Origin of the sequence: Paenibacillus sp. 8b26, from assembly GCF_050626875.1 — a bacterium.
Classification (GTDB): Bacteria; Bacillota; Bacilli; order Paenibacillales; family Paenibacillaceae; genus Paenibacillus.
This window is the reverse complement of record NZ_CP192445.1, coordinates 6,048,276-6,071,351: the sequence shown is the minus strand read 5'-3', so window position 1 is coordinate 6,071,351 and position 23,076 is coordinate 6,048,276. Positions and strand designations below refer to the sequence as shown.

At 41.8% G+C, this 23,076-nt stretch carries 17 protein-coding genes and 3 pseudogenes; 2 read left to right on the top strand and 18 right to left on the bottom strand.

All coding sequences use genetic code 11. The annotated features are described in order from the left end of the window. Positions 1-9: 9 nt before the first annotated feature. The 7 genes and pseudogenes from gerQ to ACQ4MX_RS28065 form a co-directional block, all read right to left on the bottom strand. On the bottom strand, positions 10-462 hold the full coding sequence (gene gerQ / locus ACQ4MX_RS28095; RefSeq protein WP_431088579.1) for a spore coat protein GerQ: 453 nt from the start codon (positions 460-462) through the stop codon (positions 10-12). Positions 463-514: 52 nt separating this feature from the next. Beyond that, positions 515-937: a cell wall hydrolase gene (locus tag ACQ4MX_RS28090; RefSeq protein WP_431088578.1), complete on the bottom strand. Its 423-nt coding sequence runs from the start codon at positions 935-937 to the stop codon at positions 515-517. 127 nt (positions 938-1,064) lie between these two features. Continuing rightward, positions 1,065-1,814, bottom strand: a pseudogene (locus ACQ4MX_RS28085) (SDR family NAD(P)-dependent oxidoreductase). A gap of 132 nt (positions 1,815-1,946) precedes the next feature. Further along, complete coding sequence (locus ACQ4MX_RS28080; RefSeq protein ID WP_014281575.1) at positions 1,947-2,342, bottom strand: DUF2500 domain-containing protein; 396 nt, start codon at positions 2,340-2,342, stop codon at positions 1,947-1,949. 188 nt (positions 2,343-2,530) lie between these two features. Further along, complete coding sequence (locus ACQ4MX_RS28075; protein WP_025684293.1) at positions 2,531-2,713, bottom strand: hypothetical protein; 183 nt, start codon at positions 2,711-2,713, stop codon at positions 2,531-2,533. Positions 2,714-2,905: 192 nt separating this feature from the next. Beyond that, positions 2,906-4,156, bottom strand: a complete 1,251-nt coding sequence (locus ACQ4MX_RS28070; RefSeq protein WP_431088576.1) for a WD40/YVTN/BNR-like repeat-containing protein — start codon at positions 4,154-4,156, stop codon at positions 2,906-2,908. A 164-nt stretch (positions 4,157-4,320) separates the two neighbouring features. Continuing rightward, positions 4,321-5,712, bottom strand: a complete 1,392-nt coding sequence (locus ACQ4MX_RS28065; protein WP_134914663.1) for an amino acid permease — start codon at positions 5,710-5,712, stop codon at positions 4,321-4,323. Positions 5,713-5,942: 230 nt separating this feature from the next. On the opposite strand from ACQ4MX_RS28065, the gene ACQ4MX_RS28060 reads away from it, so the two are divergent. After that, positions 5,943-6,872 (top strand): L-lactate dehydrogenase, encoded by a 930-nt coding sequence (locus ACQ4MX_RS28060; RefSeq protein ID WP_014281570.1) that lies wholly within the window; start codon positions 5,943-5,945, stop codon positions 6,870-6,872. A gap of 115 nt (positions 6,873-6,987) precedes the next feature. Here ACQ4MX_RS28060 and ACQ4MX_RS28055 read toward each other — a convergent pair whose 3' ends face one another. From ACQ4MX_RS28055 to ACQ4MX_RS28015, 9 genes and pseudogenes are all read right to left on the bottom strand, one after another. After that, complete coding sequence (locus ACQ4MX_RS28055) at positions 6,988-8,091, bottom strand: DUF3900 domain-containing protein (RefSeq protein WP_431088574.1); 1,104 nt, start codon at positions 8,089-8,091, stop codon at positions 6,988-6,990. Positions 8,092-8,357: 266 nt separating this feature from the next. Then, positions 8,358-9,918 (bottom strand): annotated as a pseudogene (locus ACQ4MX_RS28050) (ABC transporter ATP-binding protein). Further along, positions 9,915-11,756: pseudogene (locus tag ACQ4MX_RS28045) on the bottom strand (ABC transporter ATP-binding protein). The pseudogenes ACQ4MX_RS28050 and ACQ4MX_RS28045 overlap by 4 nt, the downstream one beginning before the upstream one ends. Before the next feature lie 122 nt (positions 11,757-11,878). Further along, positions 11,879-12,139: a helix-turn-helix domain-containing protein gene (locus tag ACQ4MX_RS28040; RefSeq protein ID WP_431091431.1), complete on the bottom strand. Its 261-nt coding sequence runs from the start codon at positions 12,137-12,139 to the stop codon at positions 11,879-11,881. Between the two features lie 13 nt (positions 12,140-12,152). Then, complete coding sequence (locus ACQ4MX_RS28035; RefSeq protein WP_431088572.1) at positions 12,153-12,602, bottom strand: hypothetical protein; 450 nt, start codon at positions 12,600-12,602, stop codon at positions 12,153-12,155. A 327-nt stretch (positions 12,603-12,929) separates the two neighbouring features. Next, positions 12,930-13,226: a PTS sugar transporter subunit IIB gene (locus ACQ4MX_RS28030; protein WP_220025178.1), complete on the bottom strand. Its 297-nt coding sequence runs from the start codon at positions 13,224-13,226 to the stop codon at positions 12,930-12,932. A gap of 1 nt (position 13,227) precedes the next feature. After that, positions 13,228-13,566 carry a PTS lactose/cellobiose transporter subunit IIA gene (locus ACQ4MX_RS28025; RefSeq protein ID WP_431088570.1) on the bottom strand — a complete coding sequence of 113 codons (339 nt, stop codon included), beginning with the start codon at positions 13,564-13,566 and terminating at the stop codon, positions 13,228-13,230. A 13-nt stretch (positions 13,567-13,579) separates the two neighbouring features. Continuing rightward, positions 13,580-15,487, bottom strand: a complete 1,908-nt coding sequence (locus tag ACQ4MX_RS28020) for a BglG family transcription antiterminator (RefSeq protein ID WP_431088568.1) — start codon at positions 15,485-15,487, stop codon at positions 13,580-13,582. A gap of 239 nt (positions 15,488-15,726) precedes the next feature. Further along, positions 15,727-18,366 carry a family 78 glycoside hydrolase catalytic domain gene (locus ACQ4MX_RS28015; protein WP_431088567.1) on the bottom strand — a complete coding sequence of 880 codons (2,640 nt, stop codon included), beginning with the start codon at positions 18,364-18,366 and terminating at the stop codon, positions 15,727-15,729. A gap of 197 nt (positions 18,367-18,563) precedes the next feature. On the opposite strand from ACQ4MX_RS28015, the gene ACQ4MX_RS28010 reads away from it, so the two are divergent. Beyond that, complete coding sequence (locus ACQ4MX_RS28010) at positions 18,564-19,613, top strand: AraC family transcriptional regulator (protein WP_431088565.1); 1,050 nt, start codon at positions 18,564-18,566, stop codon at positions 19,611-19,613. 110 nt (positions 19,614-19,723) lie between these two features. On the opposite strand, the gene ACQ4MX_RS28005 is transcribed toward ACQ4MX_RS28010, so the two are convergent. Both ACQ4MX_RS28005 and ACQ4MX_RS28000 read right to left on the bottom strand, forming a co-directional pair. Continuing rightward, entirely contained in the window at positions 19,724-21,433 is a 1,710-nt protein-coding gene (locus ACQ4MX_RS28005; protein WP_431088564.1) for a PHB depolymerase family esterase, read from the bottom strand. Positions 21,434-21,487: 54 nt separating this feature from the next. Continuing rightward, positions 21,488-22,789 (bottom strand): PTS sugar transporter subunit IIC, encoded by a 1,302-nt coding sequence (locus ACQ4MX_RS28000; RefSeq protein ID WP_431088563.1) that lies wholly within the window; start codon positions 22,787-22,789, stop codon positions 21,488-21,490. Positions 22,790-23,076: the final 287 nt, after the last annotated feature.

Here is a 23,076-nt window from a genome sequence, read left to right as displayed (position 1 = left end):
ATGAAGACATCATCGAACCGGGGACGAGCCCGGATTACCCATGACGCCAGGATATTGGTACAGCAGCGGTTCATCAAAAGTCGCATAGTCCAGATTCACCATCAACAGAATGGTGCGTCTTCCGGTAGACGGATCACTGATGATAATGTGGTCACGACCTGCCGCTTCCAGAATACCTTTGAATATTTTCGCGTTCCATTCCCGGTTATTTTCATACGTCATATAGAAGGTTCCTGTTTTACCCAAGTTCAAGCGTAAAATATTTTCAATATAAGATTGCTCATATTGTGGAGTCTGAGTCTGTACCACTGTGCCAGTCGGTGTCATTGCGCTACCACTATTGACTTGAGGGGGAAAGCTGCTCATGGGCTGCATGGTTCCCATTGGAGCCAACCTAGGCCATTCGGGAAACCCGCCGCCAGCAGGATAAGAGACAGGACGGTAAGCTTGCTGTGAAATCATGTTAATTCCTCCTAAAATGGTTTTAAATCATACAAACTCATGTTGTTACGCATTAATAGACGGCAGGGCAATCCTGTGCAGTTGGACTAAAGAAGCAATGGGCCTTGTAACGGCCGGTGTTAGTCTGGTTATACCAGGTACCCGGACAGTCCCCGGAAGGTCTGAAAAACCACAATGCATTGGATGCCGGACGTATTTTCTCTCCATTGATTACACGTGTGGCAAGTCGAATGTCCCGATCTCGGGCTCTCTGATAAAAGTACCCTTTTTGAGTGGCTTCAAACCCGCCGGGGCTTTGGAATACCATGTCATTCATGAGGCGAATCCCCTGGAAATCCAGGCAATTGGCCAAAATCCGGTTCACACCAACGTTACCGACCATGAGCATTCCCTGCTCACCTTCTCCTTCGGCCTCTGCCCGCATAAGCCGGGCGAGTGTCCTTACATCCCCTGAGTTGACATTAATAACAGCCAACGTCTCTCCTCCTTACTGCTCAATCATATATCGTATCGTATGGTACAAATGCCCAATGGGTGACAGCTCCAGCGAAAAAAAGATAAAAAAAATAGCCCCGAAATTCGGGACTATTTCTTCAGACAGCTTACGGTTCGTAAATCATTTTACGCGTCATCCCGCCGTCCACTACCAGATTCGTGCCTGTAACAAAGTCGTTGCCGGGTTGGGTCAAATACAGGCACGCCCGCGCGATGTCGGCAGGGGTTCCCACTCGACCAGACGGATGCTGCTGATGGTCTTCAGGACGCAGTTGCCCGTAATCTCCTGTCTCAATCCAACCCGGACTAATACAGTTGACCCGGATGCCATCCTTTCCTAGTGATATGGCCATTGCGTGTGTAAGGGCTGCAATGGCTCCTTTGGACGCTGCATAGGCTTCTGTATCCGGTTCTGACATAAAAGTCCGTGTCGAAGTCATATTGACCACCGAGCCCCCTTCCGGATTGCGCTTCATCACCTTGGCCGCTTCTCGTGTCGCAATAAAGCAGCTGCGTACATTCGTATTCAAAATGTCATCCTATTCCGCAACCGTTAAATCATACGGAGATTTCCATTTGGACACGCATGCATTGTTAATCAGCGTATGAATGGTACCGTATTCCTCTTCCGTGGCACGGATCAGCGCAACAATATCTTCCTCCTTACGCACATCACAGGGAACAAAGATCGCCTGATATCCTTCATTCCGTGCCGCAGCCGCAACAGCTGCTCCTTCTTCCTCATTGTGATCGGCAAATACGACCTTGGCCCCTTTGCCAGCGTAGGCCAAAGCGACCTCTCTTCCGATTCCATGTGCCGCTCCTGTTACGATAACAACTTGTCCCTCAAATGACATGGCTTATTCCTCCTCTATACACTTCCCTAGTTTATATGTACCAAAATGTACTGCACAAGAAACAAGAACAGCCCCCTGGCCTGTTGTATTGCAGGGGGCTGCCCATGAATGAATGAGAGAATAAGCTGCTGTCTACATTTTAACCTGTTCCAAGCTATAGCGATTGAGACGCTGGAACCCGATGTACCGTGTACCCTGAAAGGTAAGCCGCCCCTCATCTCCCTCGGCACATTGACCATATTCTTCCCCGCTTACCTTGAACTCCATCCGGTCACCACTCTCCACCTCGAAAGTTACATAATAGAAAGTATAGGTACGAGTCCCTTGTTCCTCCTGCCGCCTCTGTTGGAGATGTGTCCTTCTGGCCGTAATTCGGGAACCGACCGTCAATACAGGCTGCCTTTTATTCCGGCTCCATTCCATGACTTCCTTGCCCGCAGACAGTACGACAATACCCAACACGACTACGAAAAAAACGGGCAGTACCGTACCCAGCCAATCGAACATCCATAATGACTCAAATCCCATGCACCGCACTCCTCTCCGCCAGGCATTCCACAGGGAAACGGCCGGGCATCCTCACATGACCTAAGCTTTCTGTAATAGTATATGTACGCTCCTGCCCAAATTTGATAGCAACCCTCAAGAACGCCAAGAGCCCCCACGGAATGATCCGGGAGGCTCAACATATGGCGATATCAGAATGGCGCATCTGTTTATACATGTACAAGCTGGAGATAACGTTGTGTCTCATCCAGAACTTCATTTTCTTCTGTTTCCGCATAACGCTCTGCACACTGTTTGCAATCCTCTTCAGTCGTGCAACCATAGGCATCCTGGCAAGTGTAACAAAATTGAAGGTAGTATTGAGTTAACATATGATCCTGATTCGTTCTCATGATTATCACTCCTATCGTTGTTTACAGGTTCAGTATAACAGCGACTCATCCGGTAGATTGTGATTTTTTTCACATATTGTCATATAAAATTTAAGTTTTTTAAAAATAAAACGCCCTGTGCCTCTTCCCAGATCTGCATGACCTTTTGAGGACGATGAGGGGGAAAGCACAGGGCAATCCCCCTGGTGAAGGTTATAGGATCCTCCAGTTGGCACCGCCATCCGTCGTTTTAAGTAACAGTGATTTCTTGTCATCCAATCGTTCCAGAAGCAGCCAACCTACCGTAGAAGAAGCAAAACGGAGCTTGACCGATCGCGGGTAATCCTTTAGCTTCGATGGCAGCACTTTGCTGCCAGTAAGGGTTGTCCACGTCTTGCCCCCATCCATTGTTCGGCTCATTCCGGCTGGGGTTATGATCCACCCTTCCTTATCATTTAGAAAGGTGCGGCCGGGAATAATGGAGTTTCTTTTACTGCTTAGCCCCAAAGACACATTGTTCCATTGCGTGCCTGTATCAGCAGTAAATAGTCCGCTATATTTTGTGCCGCTATCCAAATAACAGAGAACAGGAATCCAGTACGAGGAACTACTTCCTTTAAGAGACTGCGGAGCTTCGGCTTTTGCTTGAGGACAACCATTCATTTTATTGGCTACCGGAGTCCAGGTCTTCCCTCGATTCGAAGTTTTATAAAGCTTAACACTGCTATCCAGATTAATCGCAACAAAACCCTGCTTGTTGCCATCAAAGCTCATTCCCGCCATGCTGCCCTGATCGGGTAAGCCCGAGCCTAACTCATTGGATGACATGCCAGCACTTTGCGCAACCTTCTTCCATGTGGCTCCTCCGTCAGTGGTATGATACAACAACTTTTGTTGGTCCTGCTCATTCAAGTTTGTAGAAGCCATAATCCATCCGTTAGACGGATCTACATACTGGATAGCGCTCACATGTTCCCCGCTCGGGAGCGCTGAAATGTCCCAACTCTGTCCCCCATCAGCGGTTCTGAGGATGACGGTTGCCGTTTTGTCCAGATTTTGACGAACAACCCAGCCGTGCCGGGAATCGGTAAAGCTAATATCCTTCCCATATTCAAGCTTGTCTTGAAATTGAACGTTTTCGGAAGGAGAAATATTATTCCAGGTCTTTCCGCCATCATGCGTATAATAGAGCCGAAGCTCATTACGAGTAACTCCCCAAACGAAACCTTTGGTATCATCAATCAGATGGAAATCAGCTATTCGTGTCTGAACTACATATTTGGCATTGGGATCGCCAACCTTCGGCGTCAATGATGGATTAATAGTTATCGTTTGTCCCTGGTCATCCGGTTCCTCAACCTGAGGTTTGGTTACGGTTTCTGTGGGTTCGGAAGAACAGCCAGCCAGCAGAATGCCTGTTAGCAGCAATACTCCCCCCAGGAGCGCACGCCAGCGCAGTTTCATATAAAAATCCTCCCTCGATGGCATGCGGTAATCCGTGCCAAAAGCTTATCTGAAACAGAATTATACCATAAACGACCCTAAGTGACACTTTTCGCATGCTCATACCAAAAAGCCGGCCACCCTTAACTACGTGCAGGATGCCGGCTTTTTAACATTTATACCTATTAGGATTTACGGTTTAGCAAACTTTTGTGATATCCGTAGAAGAAATAAATCAGCAGACCCAGCAGAAGCCACACGATAAATCCAATCCACGTGCTGATATGAAGCTGAAGCATCAAACCGACGCAAACCAGGGCACTCAAAAGCGGGAGCAACGGAACCCAAGGTACGGTAAAGCCTCTTTTCAAATCCGGACGTCTCTTCCGCAGAACGATCACCCCAACCGATACAACGGCAAAAGCGAACAGGGTTCCGATACTCGTAAGGTTCGTCAGTGCATGTAATGGAAAAAATCCACTAGCCAATGCAATGATGCTTCCGACCAGCCAGGTACTTCGGATGGGTGTTTGAGTTTTGGGATTGATTTTAGAAAAAAATATCGGTAACAGACCATCACGGGACATCGAAAAGATTAGCCGTGTCTGACCATACAACAGCACGAGTAAAACCGTGGTCATCCCGGCAATCGCACCGACAGAAATCAATCCTGCCGCAAAATCTTGATGAATAAAGCGCAAAGCAAACGCAACAGGATCATTTACCCCCAGCTGCGTATAAGGTACCATTCCAGTAAGTACAACCGAGACCGCTATATACAGCACTGTACAAATCGCAAGCGAGGAAATAATACCGATTGGCATATTCCGTTGCGGATTACGTACCTCCTCTGCTGCCGTTGAAATGGCATCGAAGCCCAAATAAGCAAAAAATACGATTGCCGCAGCACTCAAAACACCGGAAAAACCATAGGGGAGAAACGGTGTCCAATTAGCAGGCTTAACATAAAAAATTCCGATTCCGATAAACAGCAGCACGACTCCGACTTTGACACAAACCATAATGAAATTAAATCGGACCGTTTCCTTGGCTCCGAGACTCAGCAGCAGTGTGATCAACATAATAATACACACGGCAGGCAGGTCAATAATGGTTCCCTTGGCTGAATCGAAGGCTGCGGTTAAAGCCAGTGGTAAATGTATATCAAACCCAGCCAGCAAACCTTGAAAATAAGCAGACCAGCCACTGCTCACTGAGGCGGCCGCCACCCCGTATTCCAAAATTAAGTCCCAACCCAGTACCCAGGCCAGAATTTCCCCAAACACAATATAGCTATACGCATAAGCGCTACCGGCAGCGGGAACCGTAGATGAAAGCTCTGCATAGCACAAGGCTGCCAGCACGCAGGCAATTCCTGCAATAACAAAGGAGATCATCAGGCCAGGACCCGCATTTTCCGCTGCTGCCTTGCCTGTGATCACAAAAATCCCGGTACCGATAATACATCCTACACCCAGCATAGTCAGATCGAAGGCACCCATCGTTCTCTTCAAGTGACCCGTCGTTCCGTTTTCTCCATGCGGGAGCATCCCTGTCTTTTTTCGAAATAAGTCCATAATCATAATCCTCTTTCCATAATGTCCTACGCCAATATTACTACTGCAACGCTTTAGTGTGTGTTTCTGTCATTCGATTAATTATTAGCGAGTCCCTGTTTGAAGTCAAGGAGAAATGTCATATTTCTTTGCAGTGAAGGGCACATATACGGTAAACTAAGTTGGAAAGATAAATTTTGTATTATTAAAAAATGAAAAGGTATGCAACCCGAGAAGGAGATGAGGATTTTATGAGCTTAAAACCTTACAAACGAAGCAGAGTGGCCATTGTCGGCATGGGAGCGGTCGGTACAACGACCGGTTACACCCTCCTGCTACGCCAACGCATGTCAGAACTTGTCTTTATTGATGTTAATGTCAAAAAGGCGCAGGGAGAAATGCTCGATATGAATCACGGGCTCCCCTTTCTCGGCGGTGTCAAAGTGTGGGCGGGTGATTATGAAGACTGCCGTGATGCGGATATCATCATTGTTACAGCAGGCGCATCACAAAAACCGGGAGAAACACGCATTGATCTGCTCAAGCGTAATGCCGAAATTTTTGAAAGCATCATTGATAATATCGTCAAGGTCAACACACACGGCATTTTGCTGATCGCAACCAATCCAGTGGACATTCTCTCCTACATCTCCTGGAAACGTAGTGGCTGGCCTTCGAGCAGAGTTATCGGTTCAGGTACACTGCTGGACAGCGCACGCTTCCGTTATTTGATCGGTAAGCAAAAGGGCATTGATCCTCGCAGCATCCACGCCCATATTATTGGAGAACATGGCGATTCCGAGCTGCCTGTATGGAGCATGGCCAACATCGCAGGAACTCCATTGGAGCTGGGTGAAGAAACGAAAAATGAGATTTTTGAAAGTACCAAAAATGCAGCCTATGAAATTATAGATGCCAAAGGCGCGACTTCTTACGCCATCGGGCTGGCTCTCGACCGTATCGTAGCCGCCATTCTGGGAGACGAAGGGTCGGTACTTAATGTGTCCACTTTGCTGGAAGATTATAACGGAGTGTCTGACGTTTACCTGGGTGTCCCGAGTATTGTAGATCACAATGGGGTACGCGAAATTTTGGATCTTCCACTGAATGATAAGGAACGTCAAGGGCTGAATCAATCTGCGGACAAGCTGAAAGATCAAATCAGTAAACTCAACTTGTAGATGAACAAACTGAAATTGTAGACAAAAAGGGCCTCCACAGCGGCGAAAATACCGTTGAGAGGCCCTTTGATTATGTCATATAAGAGTTCAGCTTATCGTAAACAGTTTACTCAGATTACCAAGGCGGCGTATTGCCATCGGCAAATTCGTCTTCTTGCTGGCGCTTCTCTTTCAATCGCTCAGCCACCGTTTCGAACGATTCAGGTTGAAGCAGCTCAATCGGTGAAAATCCCTTTTCAAACGTAAATGCATCACCTTCAATAATAAGTGCATATCTATCATGAAGTTTCGTGATATGCAGCTTGGCGCCAAAGTCGGACAGTAGCCCACGCACGGCCGTATCATCCAGCTTGAAGCGAACTTCAATTTCCGGCTTTAGCTCAACAATATGCTGCGCAGCCTCTACGACCTGAAGGGGCTCCCATTTCCCTTGCAAATCCCGTTTTTCACTGGCTGCCCACAGCTCCAGATCACGTTCCTCTTGCTGTCTTTCCTCATTGGAAGCATCTGGCCATTTCGTCTCTACATAGTTCTGGACGAAGCCCATGACATGCTCATTAACGATTTCTGGCATGGATTGCTCGTAGGTCACAAATTTCAGAAAATCCTCAAAATACCGGGCATGCGAGGACTGGTGAATTTTAAGCTCCCACTCATCGTTCATCCCCTCCTCCAGCATGTAAGGATACATGATAGATTTCATATTACGGGCTGAAATGGCCATTTCGACCTCACTGACCAGACTGCTTTCGGTAATCCTGGCAATTTTAGGTTCAAAATCACATTTGAGCACAAAAATAAACGGATCATCGGAGTGTGTATTCAAGGTAGCCTGTACAATGATCAACGCTCCGCCGCGTACCGCGCTCGTATCCAGATACATCCGCACCAGATCATCGCAGGCATTTTTAAAATCTTCCTTATCCTCTGCTGCCCGCAGCCGGGCGAACATATTGAAATTCGGATTACTGCTCAGTTCATGCTCCGGTTCGACGATAAAGCGGCCAATTTTGGTCGGTGCTTGCTCTGTGCTCGGATTTTTCTCGACCTTCCGCTTGCTAATGCGGGCAAATTCCCCATCCAGAAATTTTTTAACATCGCTTTCGTCATAATCATAGTCATCCATCGTAGCGTAATGCTTGTAGGACTTACCACCCTGTCCTTCTTTTCCGTCTACCTGAATTACAAAAAAAGATAAAAAGTCCACTTGAAAGTTCATTTGCGTTTCATACGCTCCTTCTCAGGCATGTACGCGTAATTATATCACTATAGATTTAAAACGTACATCGGATGCAAATCCTCATCGTGAAGATATACATTTTAGTTAACATAATATTTATTATGTATTTTTAAATGATTAGATATTTGACCACTTCATTGTCATAGCTGATGATTCTGAATAACGGCACAAGAAACCGCTTCTGGAGATATAATATGCATCCTCCCGAGGCGGTTTCTTATATTTGTATCATGATTTCATACGGATTATGACTCTCTCACCTCATGCTGTCTTTTCCACAATCGTGCATACAGGCCGTTGTCAGCCAACAGCTCATCATGTCGCCCCTGCTCCACGATCATTCCTTTGTCCAATACCACAATACGGTCCGCGTTTCGTATCGTTTTGAGGCGATGAGCAATAGCAATGACTGTTCTCCCTTGTACAAGGCGATTAATGGCCTGTTGAATATCCTTCTCATTCTCAGGATCCAGTGAAGATGTAGCCTCATCCAGCAAGACGATCGGCGTATCCTTAAGAATAGCACGGGCAATGGAAATCCGCTGCTTTTCGCCACCCGACAATGTACTGCCTCCCTCACCTACCCAAGTGTCATATCCCTTTGGTAGCTTCGTTATAAAATCGTGGCAACAAGCTTGACGAGCAGCAGCTTCGATTTCTTCCTGCGTAGCACTGCTTTTACCAAATCGAATATTATTTGCAATGGTATCTTGAAACAGATATACATCCTGAAATGGCATAGACATGCTCACATCCCGCAGTACAGGCTGGTCACCATACCCAAAGCGTATGTGTCTCAGCTCAATGTCGTGTCCTTCCGGAGACAACTGGTCACCCGGCATCACTGGCTCGTTCAGCAATTGGACGATTCGCTCCCCTGCCTGCTCGTGATACCTAAACTCTGCAAAGTTTACAAGCGCAGTGGTCAGCGGATCATAAATACGTGTTCCTACGATTAGAAAAGAAACAAAAACGATTACATCCATCTGACTCCCCAGTAGTAGATACACCCCGATTATAACCATCCAAGTCAAGCCAGACCGCAGAAAAGCAATAGAAGCTAATACAATCGGTCCTAACAACCCTTCAATACGGATGCTGTGCCGCATCAGCTCTTTAAATGCAAGCTCCAGCCGGACAAAACGCTCTCCGGTTAGCTGGTAGGCTTTAATCACCCGAATACCATTTAAATACTCCTGGAGGCGATTGGCAGCATTGATTTTGGCACGCATATGATTGGCGCCCAGCCGTCGCTGGATACGTGAAAGTAAGCAATACCAACAAAAGGGCGACTGGAAAAGCAGCAAACAAAGCCAGCGCCATCCGCCAATCTAAAAAGGTTAATCCGATTAATGCCAGCAGTGGCATGGTAACTGCCCCGATCATTTGCGGAACCAAATGGGAAATCCCATGTTCCACCATCGTAAAATCACCCATCATCATATTTGCCAGGTCACCCGGGTCCCGTTTGTTCAAAAATCCCAGAGACAGTTTGCGCAAATGCTCAGCCAGACGCGACCTCCCGGTTACCGATGCATCATAGGCTCCACGATATTGGGAACGATACGCGGGTATCTCACACAGAAACAGCAGAAGAAGTGACAGAAGCAGCCCCCCGCTAATCCACCATAAGCTAGTGGATTGGAGCGAAGTTCCCGGATGCATGAAAGGCTCGAAAATCAGACGGGCTGCCCCCACCAGCAATGCAAAAGGAACGAGACCTACGATATTGGCCAAGGTTGTGTATAATACCGGTTTTAACAGTGCCCGTGGATGTCCAGCCGTTATATTTTGCAGTATTCTCATCGATTAGCCGCCTCCTCTTCTGTTGCTCCAATCTGCCATTGCCCAGCATCCGTATAGGCTCGCCATAAGCGGGCATACAGACCGTCTGCATGCAGCAACTCGTTGTGCTGCCCCCGTTCAGCAATGCGTCCTTCCTGAAGCACCAGAATCTGATCCGCATGCCGAATAGTAGACAAACGATGTGCAATAACAATGACCGTTTTGTTTTTCATCAGTTCCTTCAAAGCCAATTGCATCTCGTATTCATTTTCAGGATCAGCAAATGACGTGGCTTCATCTAGCACTAAAATGGGCGCATTTTTGAGAATGGCACGTGCTACCGCAAGCCGTTGCTCTTCACCACCCGATAGATACACTCCTCCTTCTCCAATAGGCGTATCATAGCCATTCGGCAACTTACAGATGAACTCATGACACTGCGCGGCTTGAGCAGCGGCGATGACCTGCTCCATAGACGCCTTTGTATCACCCACGGCAATATTGTTAAAGACGGAATCATAGAACAAAAATGTTTCCTGAAATACAAAAGCAACCGTGTCCATTAGATTGGAAGTACTCATCTGGCGGATATCTGCTCCACCAATACGGATTGCTCCTTTCTGTACATCCCAAAAACGCGGCACCAAATTGGCGATTGTCGATTTACCGGAACCAGAGGGGCCGACTAAAGCGGTCATTTCCCCTTGAATTGCCGTAAAAGTAATATCAGATAACACTTGAGTCGGTTGATTTTCGTCTCCGTTCTCCTGCTCATTTACTTCTTCTATGCTTCCATAGGAAAAGAAAACTTGCTCAAACTGCACATCATAGGTAGTCGGCTTCAACGGATGTGTCGGCTCTTGCATTGCAGGTTCGTTAAAAATACGGTCAATTCGATTAACACCTTCATCAATATCACGCATGGAAGACATGAGGTGCATGATTTTAAACATTGGAGATGAAACTCCTGGGGCCATGACTAGAAAAAATAGCAGCACCGAAGCAAATGCTACATTTCCTGGGTTACCACTTAGCAGATATACGCCCACAGGAAGTACAAAAGCGGCGAATGAGCTAATCATTACCTTAAACACAAGAAAACCTGTTTGGAATTGGTCGGTGAATTTCACGCAATATTCACGATAATGCACCATATCAGAGTAAAACTTACGGAACGAATGCACCGTCTGTCCAAATACCTTGATTGCGGGCATACCACGGACATATTGCACAGCCGATCCGTTCAGACGTTCTAGTGAATTGTAATATTCCCTAACGTTGTCCTGCGTTTTGGAACCGCCGATCAGCGTCATTTGAACGGTGAAAGCAAGCAAAATCGGTACGATACAAGCGAGAGCCAACCATATATTCAAACTAAACATGGCCACAACCATCACTACTGCTGTCACGATAACCTGCACTAAATCAGGCAATTGGTGAGCGACAAACGTCTCTACTTTTTCTACGTTTTACTCCAAGGTCTTTTTGACTGCCCCCGTAGAAGTGCCATTAAGCCATCCTAGAGGGAGTTTACCGATGTGCGCAGACAGCTTGACACGTAAGCCGTATAAAATACGGAAAGCTGCAATATGTGAGATAAGTCCGCCGATGTACATTGTAATAAGGCTGGCTAACAGACCTGCTAAAGCGATCAGCCCCCACCGAACCATAAATGGACCATCTGCTGTTGTCGGTTTTGCAGCGTGCTCAAGTAGCTCTTTGAGCACAACATACACCGAAGCATAAGGCACCAGCATCAAAATGGCGCTTAAACCGGAAAATAGAGCAGAAAAAGCCAGCAACCCGCGTTTTTCCCCGGCGATTTGCAGCAATCGGGCTATGCCCTTTTTTTGTTGCATGAATCATTTCTCCTTTCAGATCACGGCAGTTACAAAATGCTTGAGCCTGAGTCTATTGTACGGCTCGCATTCTGCTTCCTGCCGCCAATTCCGGGAGAATCACCAACGCTGGAAGGAGAATTTTATAAAATTGAAGGATATTCTAACGAGGATAAATTTTTATTTTTTCGGTAGACACTCGGATTATAGCCATATGTTTTACGGAATAGCGCGGCAAAATGACTAAAGTTGCTATAACCGACTATCGCTGACGCCTCACTGACGGAAATCTGCTCCTGTTCCAGGAGTTGCTTGGCTTTTTCCAGTCTTTGCTGGCGCACAAAGCCAAATACAGTCGTGCCGAATAGCTCTTTAAAGCCATTTTTAAGCTTTTGTTCATTTATAGTGCTAACCGAATCAGGCTTGGGGGCTGAACCAGTGTACGAAGGGATTAAAACGCAGCTCCATGTGATTCATCGCCTTGCTTGCTGGCATTTCCGCATGGATCTTCACATCATTCATGTAAATAAGCTGTACATGTCCTCCATGCTCACGCTCTGAACGAAAGTCATCCACGGACCAGGCGGCTGAATAGTCGATGTTCAGCGCTAGCTCTAAATAAGGTGTACCGAACTTTCTTGTAATCTGGACTGGCTCATGAAATAGCATTTTACTATGCGAAAGCTCGAAGCCATTACGTAAAAAATGTGTACGATGTACACCACTTCCCCATTGTTCGGGTATATGATAAATATGTTCATGTTTCAATACCGCTTGAGTGAGTTCATTTTTATCATTTATAAGGTTTGAATCCGCTATCTGGTTATAGTAATCATTAAATGTAGACGGAGAATTATGTATCTTCATCTTGTTATCGCTTCCTCCCTTATTTGGATTTGCATTGCATGCAAGCTCTATTCATGATTACAATTATAATGATTATCATTCTCATTTAAAAGATAATAACATCTATTCGCTACTAAGTTAACATAATATTTATTGCGAGATAAATTTTCTATTCTGTAGTTTTAACATATCAATATCTAACCTTTGTTGTTTACTTTATCGAATTTTCAAAATATGGATGCTTGAACATAACTTATGGATACAGAAACAAAAAACCTTTAAGACTGCTTATAAGTAGTCTTAAAGGTTTAAATGTGAGGAATGATAACGTTTTATAAAGTTGGCGATTTAAATCATATCCAGCGCTGTTTTCAGCACGTTCGCTCCATTCATCATTCCATAATCCATCATATTGATTACAGTGACTGGAATCTCGTTGCCCACTTCTTTCTTCACGTCATCTTCCGCGTGCCCCATTTGGGGGCCCAGCATAACAATATTGACCGGCATATGCTCTCTTATGCTACTCTCACTACAAGCTTCGATTACAATTTCCACATTTTGTGCACGAGCCGCCTCTTTCATTCTCTCCACCAGCATACTTGTAGAAAATCCTCCTGCGCAAGCCAGCAATATCTTTTTCATTTTAGTTCACTCTTCCTTTCAATTGGTCTTCAAGCTCGATTCTTATTTTAATTTCCTCTACCATTTCTATAGCCAGTTCGCGTACGGTCAAGGCATTCATGAGATGATCCTGTGCATGAATCATTAGTAGGGAGACTTCGTTTTTTTCCCCCCGGCTTTCAGCCTGGATCAAGCCTGTTTGAACTTTATGCGCTTTAGTAAGCTGCTCTTTGGCCTGTTTCAACACCTCTTCCGCCCCCTGCACATTATTATCACGTGCAGTTCGAATGGCTTTTAAACTCAAACTTCTTGCCTCGCCGCTGCTTGCAATTAATTGCATAACTGCTTGTTCGTAATCCATTTCTCGCCAACTCCTATATCATATGGTCTAATTCATCCATAAACTGATCAAAATTTTGTATGGCCAGCAACTTCTTTCTGCTTTCGTCGTTTTCCATAATATGAAGCAGCATTTTGCTTATTTCTTTATGCAAAAACAATTGGCCTTGCCGCAAATTGATGAGAAATATGATCTGCACCGTTTTTTTTTCAAAAGAAAGCGGTTTCCTTAAAATAGTTACACTTATACAATCTTTTATTGCACCCATCCTCATCGGATGAGGCCCGGCAACTCCATTTTTATAAATGGTCGTAAACTTTTCTTCTCGGAGTAGAACCTGTTTTGTAAAGTCTTCTTCAGCGTAATGCTTGTCTACAATTTCATCGGAATATTGCTTCAATAGTTGTTTATAATTGTCCGGTCCGGTCAAATAAAATAAGTCTTTCTGAAACAATTCTTTGAAGTCCGTTATTTTGTACGAAGGCTTTACCGGGTTAAGATTTAGAGAAATGGTTTCCTGAATCCGTTTGACCTCGGCATCATCCAGCCATTCTTTAATATGAATAAAAGGTTTTTCAATCTTTTTTGACTCCAGCGGAATAGTTGACAAAATGAGATCGATCGGCATTTTCCCGATTTCCTCCAGTTCAAGAAACGATGCTGTTATCACCGAGGCTTTCGGAAATATAGTTTCAATTTTTAATCTAATCAGGTTGGCACTGCCTGCTCCCGTTGAACAAATCACCGCAATCCGTTTGAACTGTTCCAAATTATATTGCTTCATTCGTTCCAGATGAGTGGCGAAATGAAGCGCAACATAGCCAACTTCGTCACGTGATATCTTAAACCCGTATTTTTCTTCAAACATTTCCGCAAATCGAAAAGATATGACAAACACATTTGCATATTCTCTATATAAGTTCTCAACAAGCGGGTTTTCCAGTTGAAGATTGTAATAAAGACGATTAAGCAATGGATACAAATGCATAAGCAGAGCTTCCCGCAGTTCGTCATCCTCGTTGAAACAGGTCAGAAACTCCTGGTCCAAAGTGTACAATATCTCTCCCATATCTTCACGCAGTTTCCAGGTCGCTTCAACACCGATATTCTGAGCTGTCGTTTTTCCGGAAATGTGCAGCGCCAAATAATCCACTTCTTCATCAGGCAGCTTAATAGTGTAAGTTTCAGCTATCCATGCCCCTAAACCGCGTGCTATATTAACATAAATCGGAGCGACCTTCCTGATTTCACCATCAATAATCATGTTTCGTTGACAGACCCGGTACAACAAAATAAACAAATGAATAAGCAAATTGTTTAAAAAGCTGTCGGATATTTTCAAGTTGTTTTCCGTACATAATTGATGCAAACAGAGTTTCAACTTTTCGGAATCAAACTGGCGGCAGAAGGTGTTAAAATTCTCTTTTTCCTGAGGAGCATCGGCTCTCTGCAGTACCATATGTGAAAATGCCTTACGAAAGTCTTTCTCATCACCTTCAATTTTAATTCCGTAATAAGATCTTCGAGTAATGGATAATTTGTAGGGTTTGAGCTGTTCTTCAACCTCTCTAAGATCCGAAAGAATCGTTGACCTGCTTATTCCGATTTGATCCGCCAGTTTTTCCATAGACTGAAACGAATCATGCCTAAGCAGATTGGCCAAGAGACAATGTTGCCGTTCTTCCTTATTGTTCAGGTCTATACGTTTGTCTTCATCTTCGCGCATATATTCGGCAAAAGCAGACTCATTTCCAATGCATAAAGAATATCCTTGACCTCGAATCAATTGAACTTGAAAACCATGCTCATCGCCAGTCTTGTTTAGCGAGTGGATGACTTCCCGCAAAGTTCTTTCGGAAAGCCCCATTTCTGCAACCAATTCTTTTATTTTTACGGGAAGCTTCTTCTTGAACAAAATCTTCAGTATTGTATGCTCCCTCATAGCATCCCTCATTTTCATTCAACTTGCTTTACTGCATCTGCATTCGTACTCTAAGCTTCAAATTCCTTCATGGCCATATTTCATTTGGAATAACCGGTTACCTATATTGTAACGATGGGAATAATACTTATACAGATCAAACTTTGCACATTGAAACGGCAAAATATAAAGGATATTTGATAGTAACCAACGATAGCTTATTCCAACTTCTCCCCATTAGACATAATGACCTTTTTATACTAACCTAGTACCTCATAGACTATTGTTATAAGTCTGTTTTGTTTAGTTGCTTCTGTTTCTTGAGATATAATGTTATGAGCCGAATGTTGTTTTATGGAATATTTCATTCCTAACGGTAAACTTACATTCAACTTATATTTCCTTTCACCTTGCTTTTTCCACTCATGAGAAACCTTGCCGTACAATGTATTGATAGCTCCATATACAGAATCCAATTCATTAGGAAAGTAAGGCTGAATAATGACTTGATCATTGTGTTCAGAAGTATTAATTCCAATAAGATTACGTATAATCCAACTACTATATGATGAAAACATGGCATGGTTATAAGATGCACTTGAATGCATTGGATTAGAAGCTTGTGTCGGGAAATATTCACTAAGAACTTTATTGCCTCTCGAAAGCATTGCTCGATAACTCGGCATTTCGCTTCGAGTCAACCACTGATAAACACGATGCTCTTCACCTAATTGAGACAATGTTTCAAATGCCCACGACATGCCAAAAATCCCAAATTTAAAGATCCATGCATCTTGTTCAAGTTTTTTCAGCAAGTTCCCTTCAACAAGAGATTGAATTTCACGATCAAGCAATCCTGCTTGAATACCAAACGTAAAACTGGATTGCGAGCCAGTGGCAAAGTAACCTTTTTCATTATAAAATTCATCCATAATTCGTGTTTTGACAGATTCTATTCTATGCAAGAGCAGATCGTACCTTGAACCGGATTCACCAAGTGATGCAAACAACTTTTTATATCGTTTTAGAATAAGCAAATACATGCATGCAGAACAAAAGGTCTGGTCCGGCGTATAAATCTTTCCATTCTGAATCGTTGTGTCTACTGATCCCCAATCACCAAGACAGCAGTGCTTGATATAGTCATAATCAAAGCCCAATAGATAATCCAGATGTTTTTCCAAATAGACTCGATTTTTATCTATAAAACCTGTGTCCTTATACTTATTGCAGATCGCATCTGCTAAGGAAGGAAAAACCAATTGCCAGCCGATCGAGCCAGAACCATTTGAAGGTCCATGAGTCATGATGCCGACATAAGGGGCTGTTTGTGTAATTCCTCCTTGCATCGTCTGATCAGCAGCAAAATCTAAAAATACTTTTTTGAGCAAGCTTTCTGTATCAAGAGTAAGCATTTGCGTATCCAAAAGTGCTACAATATCTCCACCATATCCAAATCGCTCTCTTGCGCAATCCTCGAAATAAGAATGAATGTTGTTCAACCGGGTATCTGTACTTGCATCCCACAAAGCATTCAGTTCAGTGTTGGAAGATGAAAAAGCTGATATTTTTTGCAAATCCGTGTGAACACGATACGAAACGATTTTTTCCAAAATACCACTATGATCATGATTTGAATTTACTTGATTTGCAGGTTTAAATTCCACTTTAATATAACGAAAAGAATGGTACGTGTAGGTATTTTCAAAATGCAACTGCTCCGGTTTGGTTTTTGTTATTTTATCCTTTTGAATGACAGGGTCCTCTGAACGAATATTATTCTTTTTATCTGATAACCCATAAAGACCACTGATACTTGTTGAAAAGTTCAATTCATGATTACTCCCCATATCCTCCGCATAATAAAGAGTAATTTCTCCTATAAATTCTTTTTGAATATCAAAAGCAACTTGTCCCGAAATGATTTCTTCCAAATCCATAATGATATGAGATTTAGCTGATTCAATCATTTTAGGATGAATTTCTTGTTTTCTTTTCACTTTAGGAATCGAACTCGGAGTTAGCTTTCCGCTGGGACCGTACACCTTAGTTGTGATTGCTGATTCATTAGATACAGCATCCGTGAAATGTTCTCCAATATATACATTGTTCGACAAATATTGACCGAAGCTAGATGCCCACGTATTATCAGTATTGATCATTTCCGTGCTTCCATCAGACATAGTTAAGCTAATTTGAGCCAATAAACATGGTTTTCCTATGGCCAGCTGTTTGCGTATATTATATCTGCTAAGGATTAGAATAGGAGCAGGATTATACCAACCATTTCCCAACTCAACTCTCACCTTATTCTTACCTGTGTGAACATAATTACTGATATCAATCGTGTCATAATATACTATCTTGTCGTAATTAGTGACATCACTAGTCAAATAAGTATCATGCACCCTTGCCTCATTGATAAACAACGAATAATATCCAAGTCCACAAATGTCGATAAAAGACTTTTTAAAATCACTTGTTACAACAAATTCTTTTTCTAAAACAATATTCGCCTTTTCTTGAAAGTACTCATACTCTTTCTCAATCGGATTGTCTAATCTTGTTATCCATTCTGCATGCTTCAAATTCAGATTTTCAGAATAGAAAGCACTTTCCAAATCATACTGTTCTTCATGTTCACAAGTTATATCAAGCTGCAGCACGTATTTCTTCCTAACACTTGATCTGAACACTGATGGAATAGAAACAAATGTTCTTTTTCTGGAACTACACCTATTTTCTTGCTTAAAGACGACTTCATCTCCACAGATCATTTTCAGATTATAACTTTTCTGACTAAAGTCAGAGCTGCTCCAATCCACTAAAATGTCTTTTTCCAAATCTACTGAAAACGCAGTATCTAAACCATTGATCTTAATGCTGCTGTTAGTATTCAACGTATAACATCTCTCTTTCCATTTGTTCAGCAATGTAAATTACTGTCATTTTTTTACTTGCATATTTCATTGACTAAATCAGCAAAGAATATTATTATGTTAGCGCTAACAACTATAATTTTATCAAATAAATTGTTTTTTTTAATGACTTGTTTTGACTGAATGAATAACCTTTTTTTACATTGGAGGAATGCTTTATGAACAAAAAAGAGGTGTACCATTTTTTGAAAATGTTCACGCAACGAGAGCTATATTTCAAAGAATCAATGATTGATAGAATGGAAGACAACTCCAACCAGTTTGATATTTACAGAACATTTAACGGAGAAAATGTTTATAGATATACTTTTGAGAAGCATCTTGACAAATTAATGGAAAAAAATCCTCAAATTTCAAAACATATTAAAAACTCTCCTCTCTTAATTTTTAAACACAATCGCTTCTCCTACACTCCTCTGCATTCACATGATTTTATCGAATTAAATTATGTTTATACAGGAAATGTCCAAATCAATATAAATGGACTGACAGTTACCCTCAATAAAGGAGATTTATGCATACTGGATACGGATGTAATTCACCAAATTTTAAATACTACAGAGAATGATATTCTCGTCAATATACTTATGAAAAAAGAATATTTTACATCTAACATGCTAAGCAGATTAGCCTCTAACAGCATTATTTCCCGATTTATTGTAAATTCAATTTCTGAAGCTCAAAATCATGATCAATATATTATTTTTAATACTCAAGAGAGTGAACAGCTCTTTGATGCAGTCAACGGCTTAATCGCATGCTACTTTGATAAGTCCTTTTACTCTGCTGATGTAATTAATGCTTACATGATTATTATATTTTCGGAGTTGTTAAAGTCTTATAACAAAGAAAAGTCAATGGAATTAAGTAAAGCCAATCATCATTATATAGGCGATGTTTTACAGTTCATCGAGGAGCATTATGGAGAGTGTAGTTTAAGCGATATAGCTGCTAAATTTTCCTTCAATACAAGTTATTTAAGCAGATATATTAAAAGCAGCACCGGAAAATCCTTTGTTGCAATTATTCAAGAGATACGCTTAAACCATGCTTGCGCATTGCTCAAAAACTCAAACTATTCGATTGAGCACATAAGCCAGCAAGTGGGTTATAACAATATCACTTTTTTCTATCAGAAATTTAGAGAAACATACCAATTGACTCCAAATGAATTTCGCAAACTACACACCACAAAAAAACTGGAATAATACAATTGAAAAAAAGGCACGCCTTGTAAGTTGCAGTGATCGCTTGCTTCATCACATATACGCAATCCTCAAAAAAGGCGGGCCTTACTAAAAATTGGTTGCTTGCTCGATCAATGCTTGCTTACAACTAATTCCCCGGAGGCAATATCTCTTTGATAATTTTTCAAGAAATTCCACATTAGCTCTGCTTCCGGTTTATAGTTCCAATGAGCCAAATCTTTAATCGCAGCTAACTTCATAACCACTACACCTTGATCATTGGATAATGTACCAATATACATATCCTTATCGCCCAGCTTTGACCATTTCTGATCATCCAATTGAACTCCATAGTATTCATTTACACTCATGTCATACGTTCCAGATACTTCTAATTTATTGATGCGTTGATAGGCCTGAATGACTTCAAACATACTAACATTCGGATCTTCTTCGAATTTACCAGGTTTACCATACTTACTGGAGCCATCCACTGGAATCATTTGCAGGTAATCATGATCTCCGCACACATACATAAAAGGAACTGCTCCACCTTTATAGTTTTTTGAGATTTCAGTAATTTCCTTCTTATCCACACCAGGAGCAGAGACAGCGGCAGCGGCTGCAAAAATATTAGAATACTTCACTCCATAAAGGGAAGTTTTAGAGCCACCCGCTGACAAACCTGTAATATAAGTTCTTGATGGATCAATTTGCGGGTATTTCTTTTGAAGCTCTTTGACTAAGCTTGCTACGCCCGCATCTCCGAGACCGTCATTATGATTAAAATTCTTGCTCTTATCCTCCCACTCAGGGGAAACAACGATAAACTTTTCTTTGGAAGCTAACTCTGTCCACCCGCTAGTATCGCCTTGTATTCGGGGATCATTGCCTGTTCCATGCAAAGTAACGATCAGAGGAACCGTTTTTTCCGTAAATGTTTTAATATCTGAAGGAACATATTCATACCACATATACATCCCTGTGCCATTAACCGGTTGATCAATCATTTGATTATACGTAAGGTGCAAATCTTCAAACAATGGAATACCTGTCAAAGGATATTCATTCGTATAATCCTTAGGGTTTGAATTATAAAATTCTGTTACTTCATTGTGCATGCGGTAATTTTTTAAAAAAACCTTTTTCCATGCGTTTTGAAAAGCTTCTGACAAACTTTCACGTTGTGTACTGGCTATAACTTGTTTGTATTCATCCTTTTCATTCACATAGGATTTTATCGTTTTATCTGGTGATGATTTTTCGGTAGCTGCGTTTCCCTTAACATAATACGAAAGCACTTTTTCAGATGGGTTGCTCAGATAGGCGGGAATGGCTACACCCAAGCTTCGATTTTTGTCAATTGAACCCCCATATAACATAATACCAGCTAGAGCATAACCTTTGTCTGACAAATGATTATTCACAAAAGTTGCACCTTCATCAATTCCGATTACCTTTACATTTCGCACAATTTCATTTGATAACAAATCTATAAACACTTCAGCATCTTTTTCACCATACCCTGACGGATTAAGCGGATTAATGAAACGAATGGTGGATCCCCATTCATTTACATTATCCACGATGCCCAAATTGCTCATTAATTGTTTCGCTTCATCTAAGGTGAGATTTCCGGCATAAACATAGTAGCTGGGAGAAAGAATATCCGACCGGGAACTTTTAAATCCATTTTTACTTGCATCATACTTATAATAATGAGGTGCGGTTCCTGAGGAATTCACTTGACTCAAAGTAAAGGATTTTGCTTCAGCCGGTGCTTTTACATTCGTAAAAGAGACAAACAAGAAAAGAGCTAAAAATGCACTTAATAGTTTCATCACTATTCACCTTTCTTAAAACAATTTGGATTGCCTAAATGGCCATTGCTGCTATCATTTTGTTAAACTTACCTGTTCTTCTTCATACACTTTTTTATCTGCCATTTTCACAAAAGGCAGCCAAACTAATGTGGTAATAACCAATAAAACTAATTGAAGTAGGGCTCCTTTAATACTACCAGTAACTAAGTAACCGCTAATGATTATAGGAGTTGTCCATGGAATTTGCGCCAAACCGGTAGGTAAAGGAACTAATCCGGCTGAAAAAGCAAAATATGCGACTACCGTAGAGATTGCATTTGAAAAAATGAAAGGAAAAATATAACTAAAATTGAGCACTAACGGAACCCCGAACAGAACTGGCTCACCAACATTGAACAAATATGGAGCACCTGCAATTTTCCCCACTTGTTTATACTGTTTGCTTTTTGCCACTATCAAAATTGCAACCACTGCACCTATGACACCAATTCCAGCAAAGTGATTTCTAAAGCTCATACTTATAATATTCATTGGTAACTCTCCAGCGATCGAAGCCACCTTATTTTGATCTTCAAGTACCTGATGAATAGGATCCATAACAGCTTGGATGATAGATGTTCCATGCAATCCGAAAAACCATAAAAACTGCTCAAAAATTTTAACAATAACTAGCCCAATTAAAGAACCTCCTAAATAAGTTAGAGGTTTCCCCAGTATATTGTTTACTAGATCAAGTGCATTAGTATTGAATAACAACTCAATCATTAACCTAACACACAAAAAGAATGTAACAACAATAAAAGAAGGAATGGCTGATTCAAATGGTCCTGCTACTGCTGGCGGTACAGAGGGTGGCATTTTAATTTTCAAACCCTTATCTGCGACTTTTTTATAAATAAGAGTGCTAAATATCCCAATCAGAATGGACAAAAACATGGATTTGGCGCTTATTCTAGAAATGTCCAAATACATGACTCCATCTATAATATTAAGTGGTGTAACTAATAAAAAGGATACAACAGCCGTAATTATACATTGCAGTACGTTTGTTTTTAATTTATCTGCAATGGATTTCGACATTGAAATTACAACAATTAATCCTCCTACTGCTAATGTCGCATTATTTACATACAATAACTTTTCTTGCCATACACTTGCATCCGAAGTACCCAACATTCTTGTTATAAAATCGGTTACTTGTGTAACTGGAAAATAAGCGATAATTAAAAATATTGAAGCAATAAATGTAAATGGCATATATGCTAACATTGCGTCTCTAATTGCAGAAACATAAATATTTCCATTAACTTTTTTTGCAAATGGCCCGACAATTTTTTGCAATTTATCAGTTAATGATTCCTTGGCTTGATTCATGATGTCTCCTCCTATATATCCTTTTTTTCTTCCGGAAACAAAATTTGATAGCGCTAACAATTTGATTTTAATAGCTATTTCAATTTATTTTAATGACTCCTTTTTACTCGTTTACTAACTATATTTTACCTCGTATAATATTGAAAACAGAAATATACGTAAATGTTATTTGGTTAACCATGCTGCTTTGCTGTAATGATAAACGCCTAATTCATCTAAGGATAACATAATATATATTATGTTATCCTTATGCTCATTATTGTAACGAATTAAAGAAATCGGCCTTG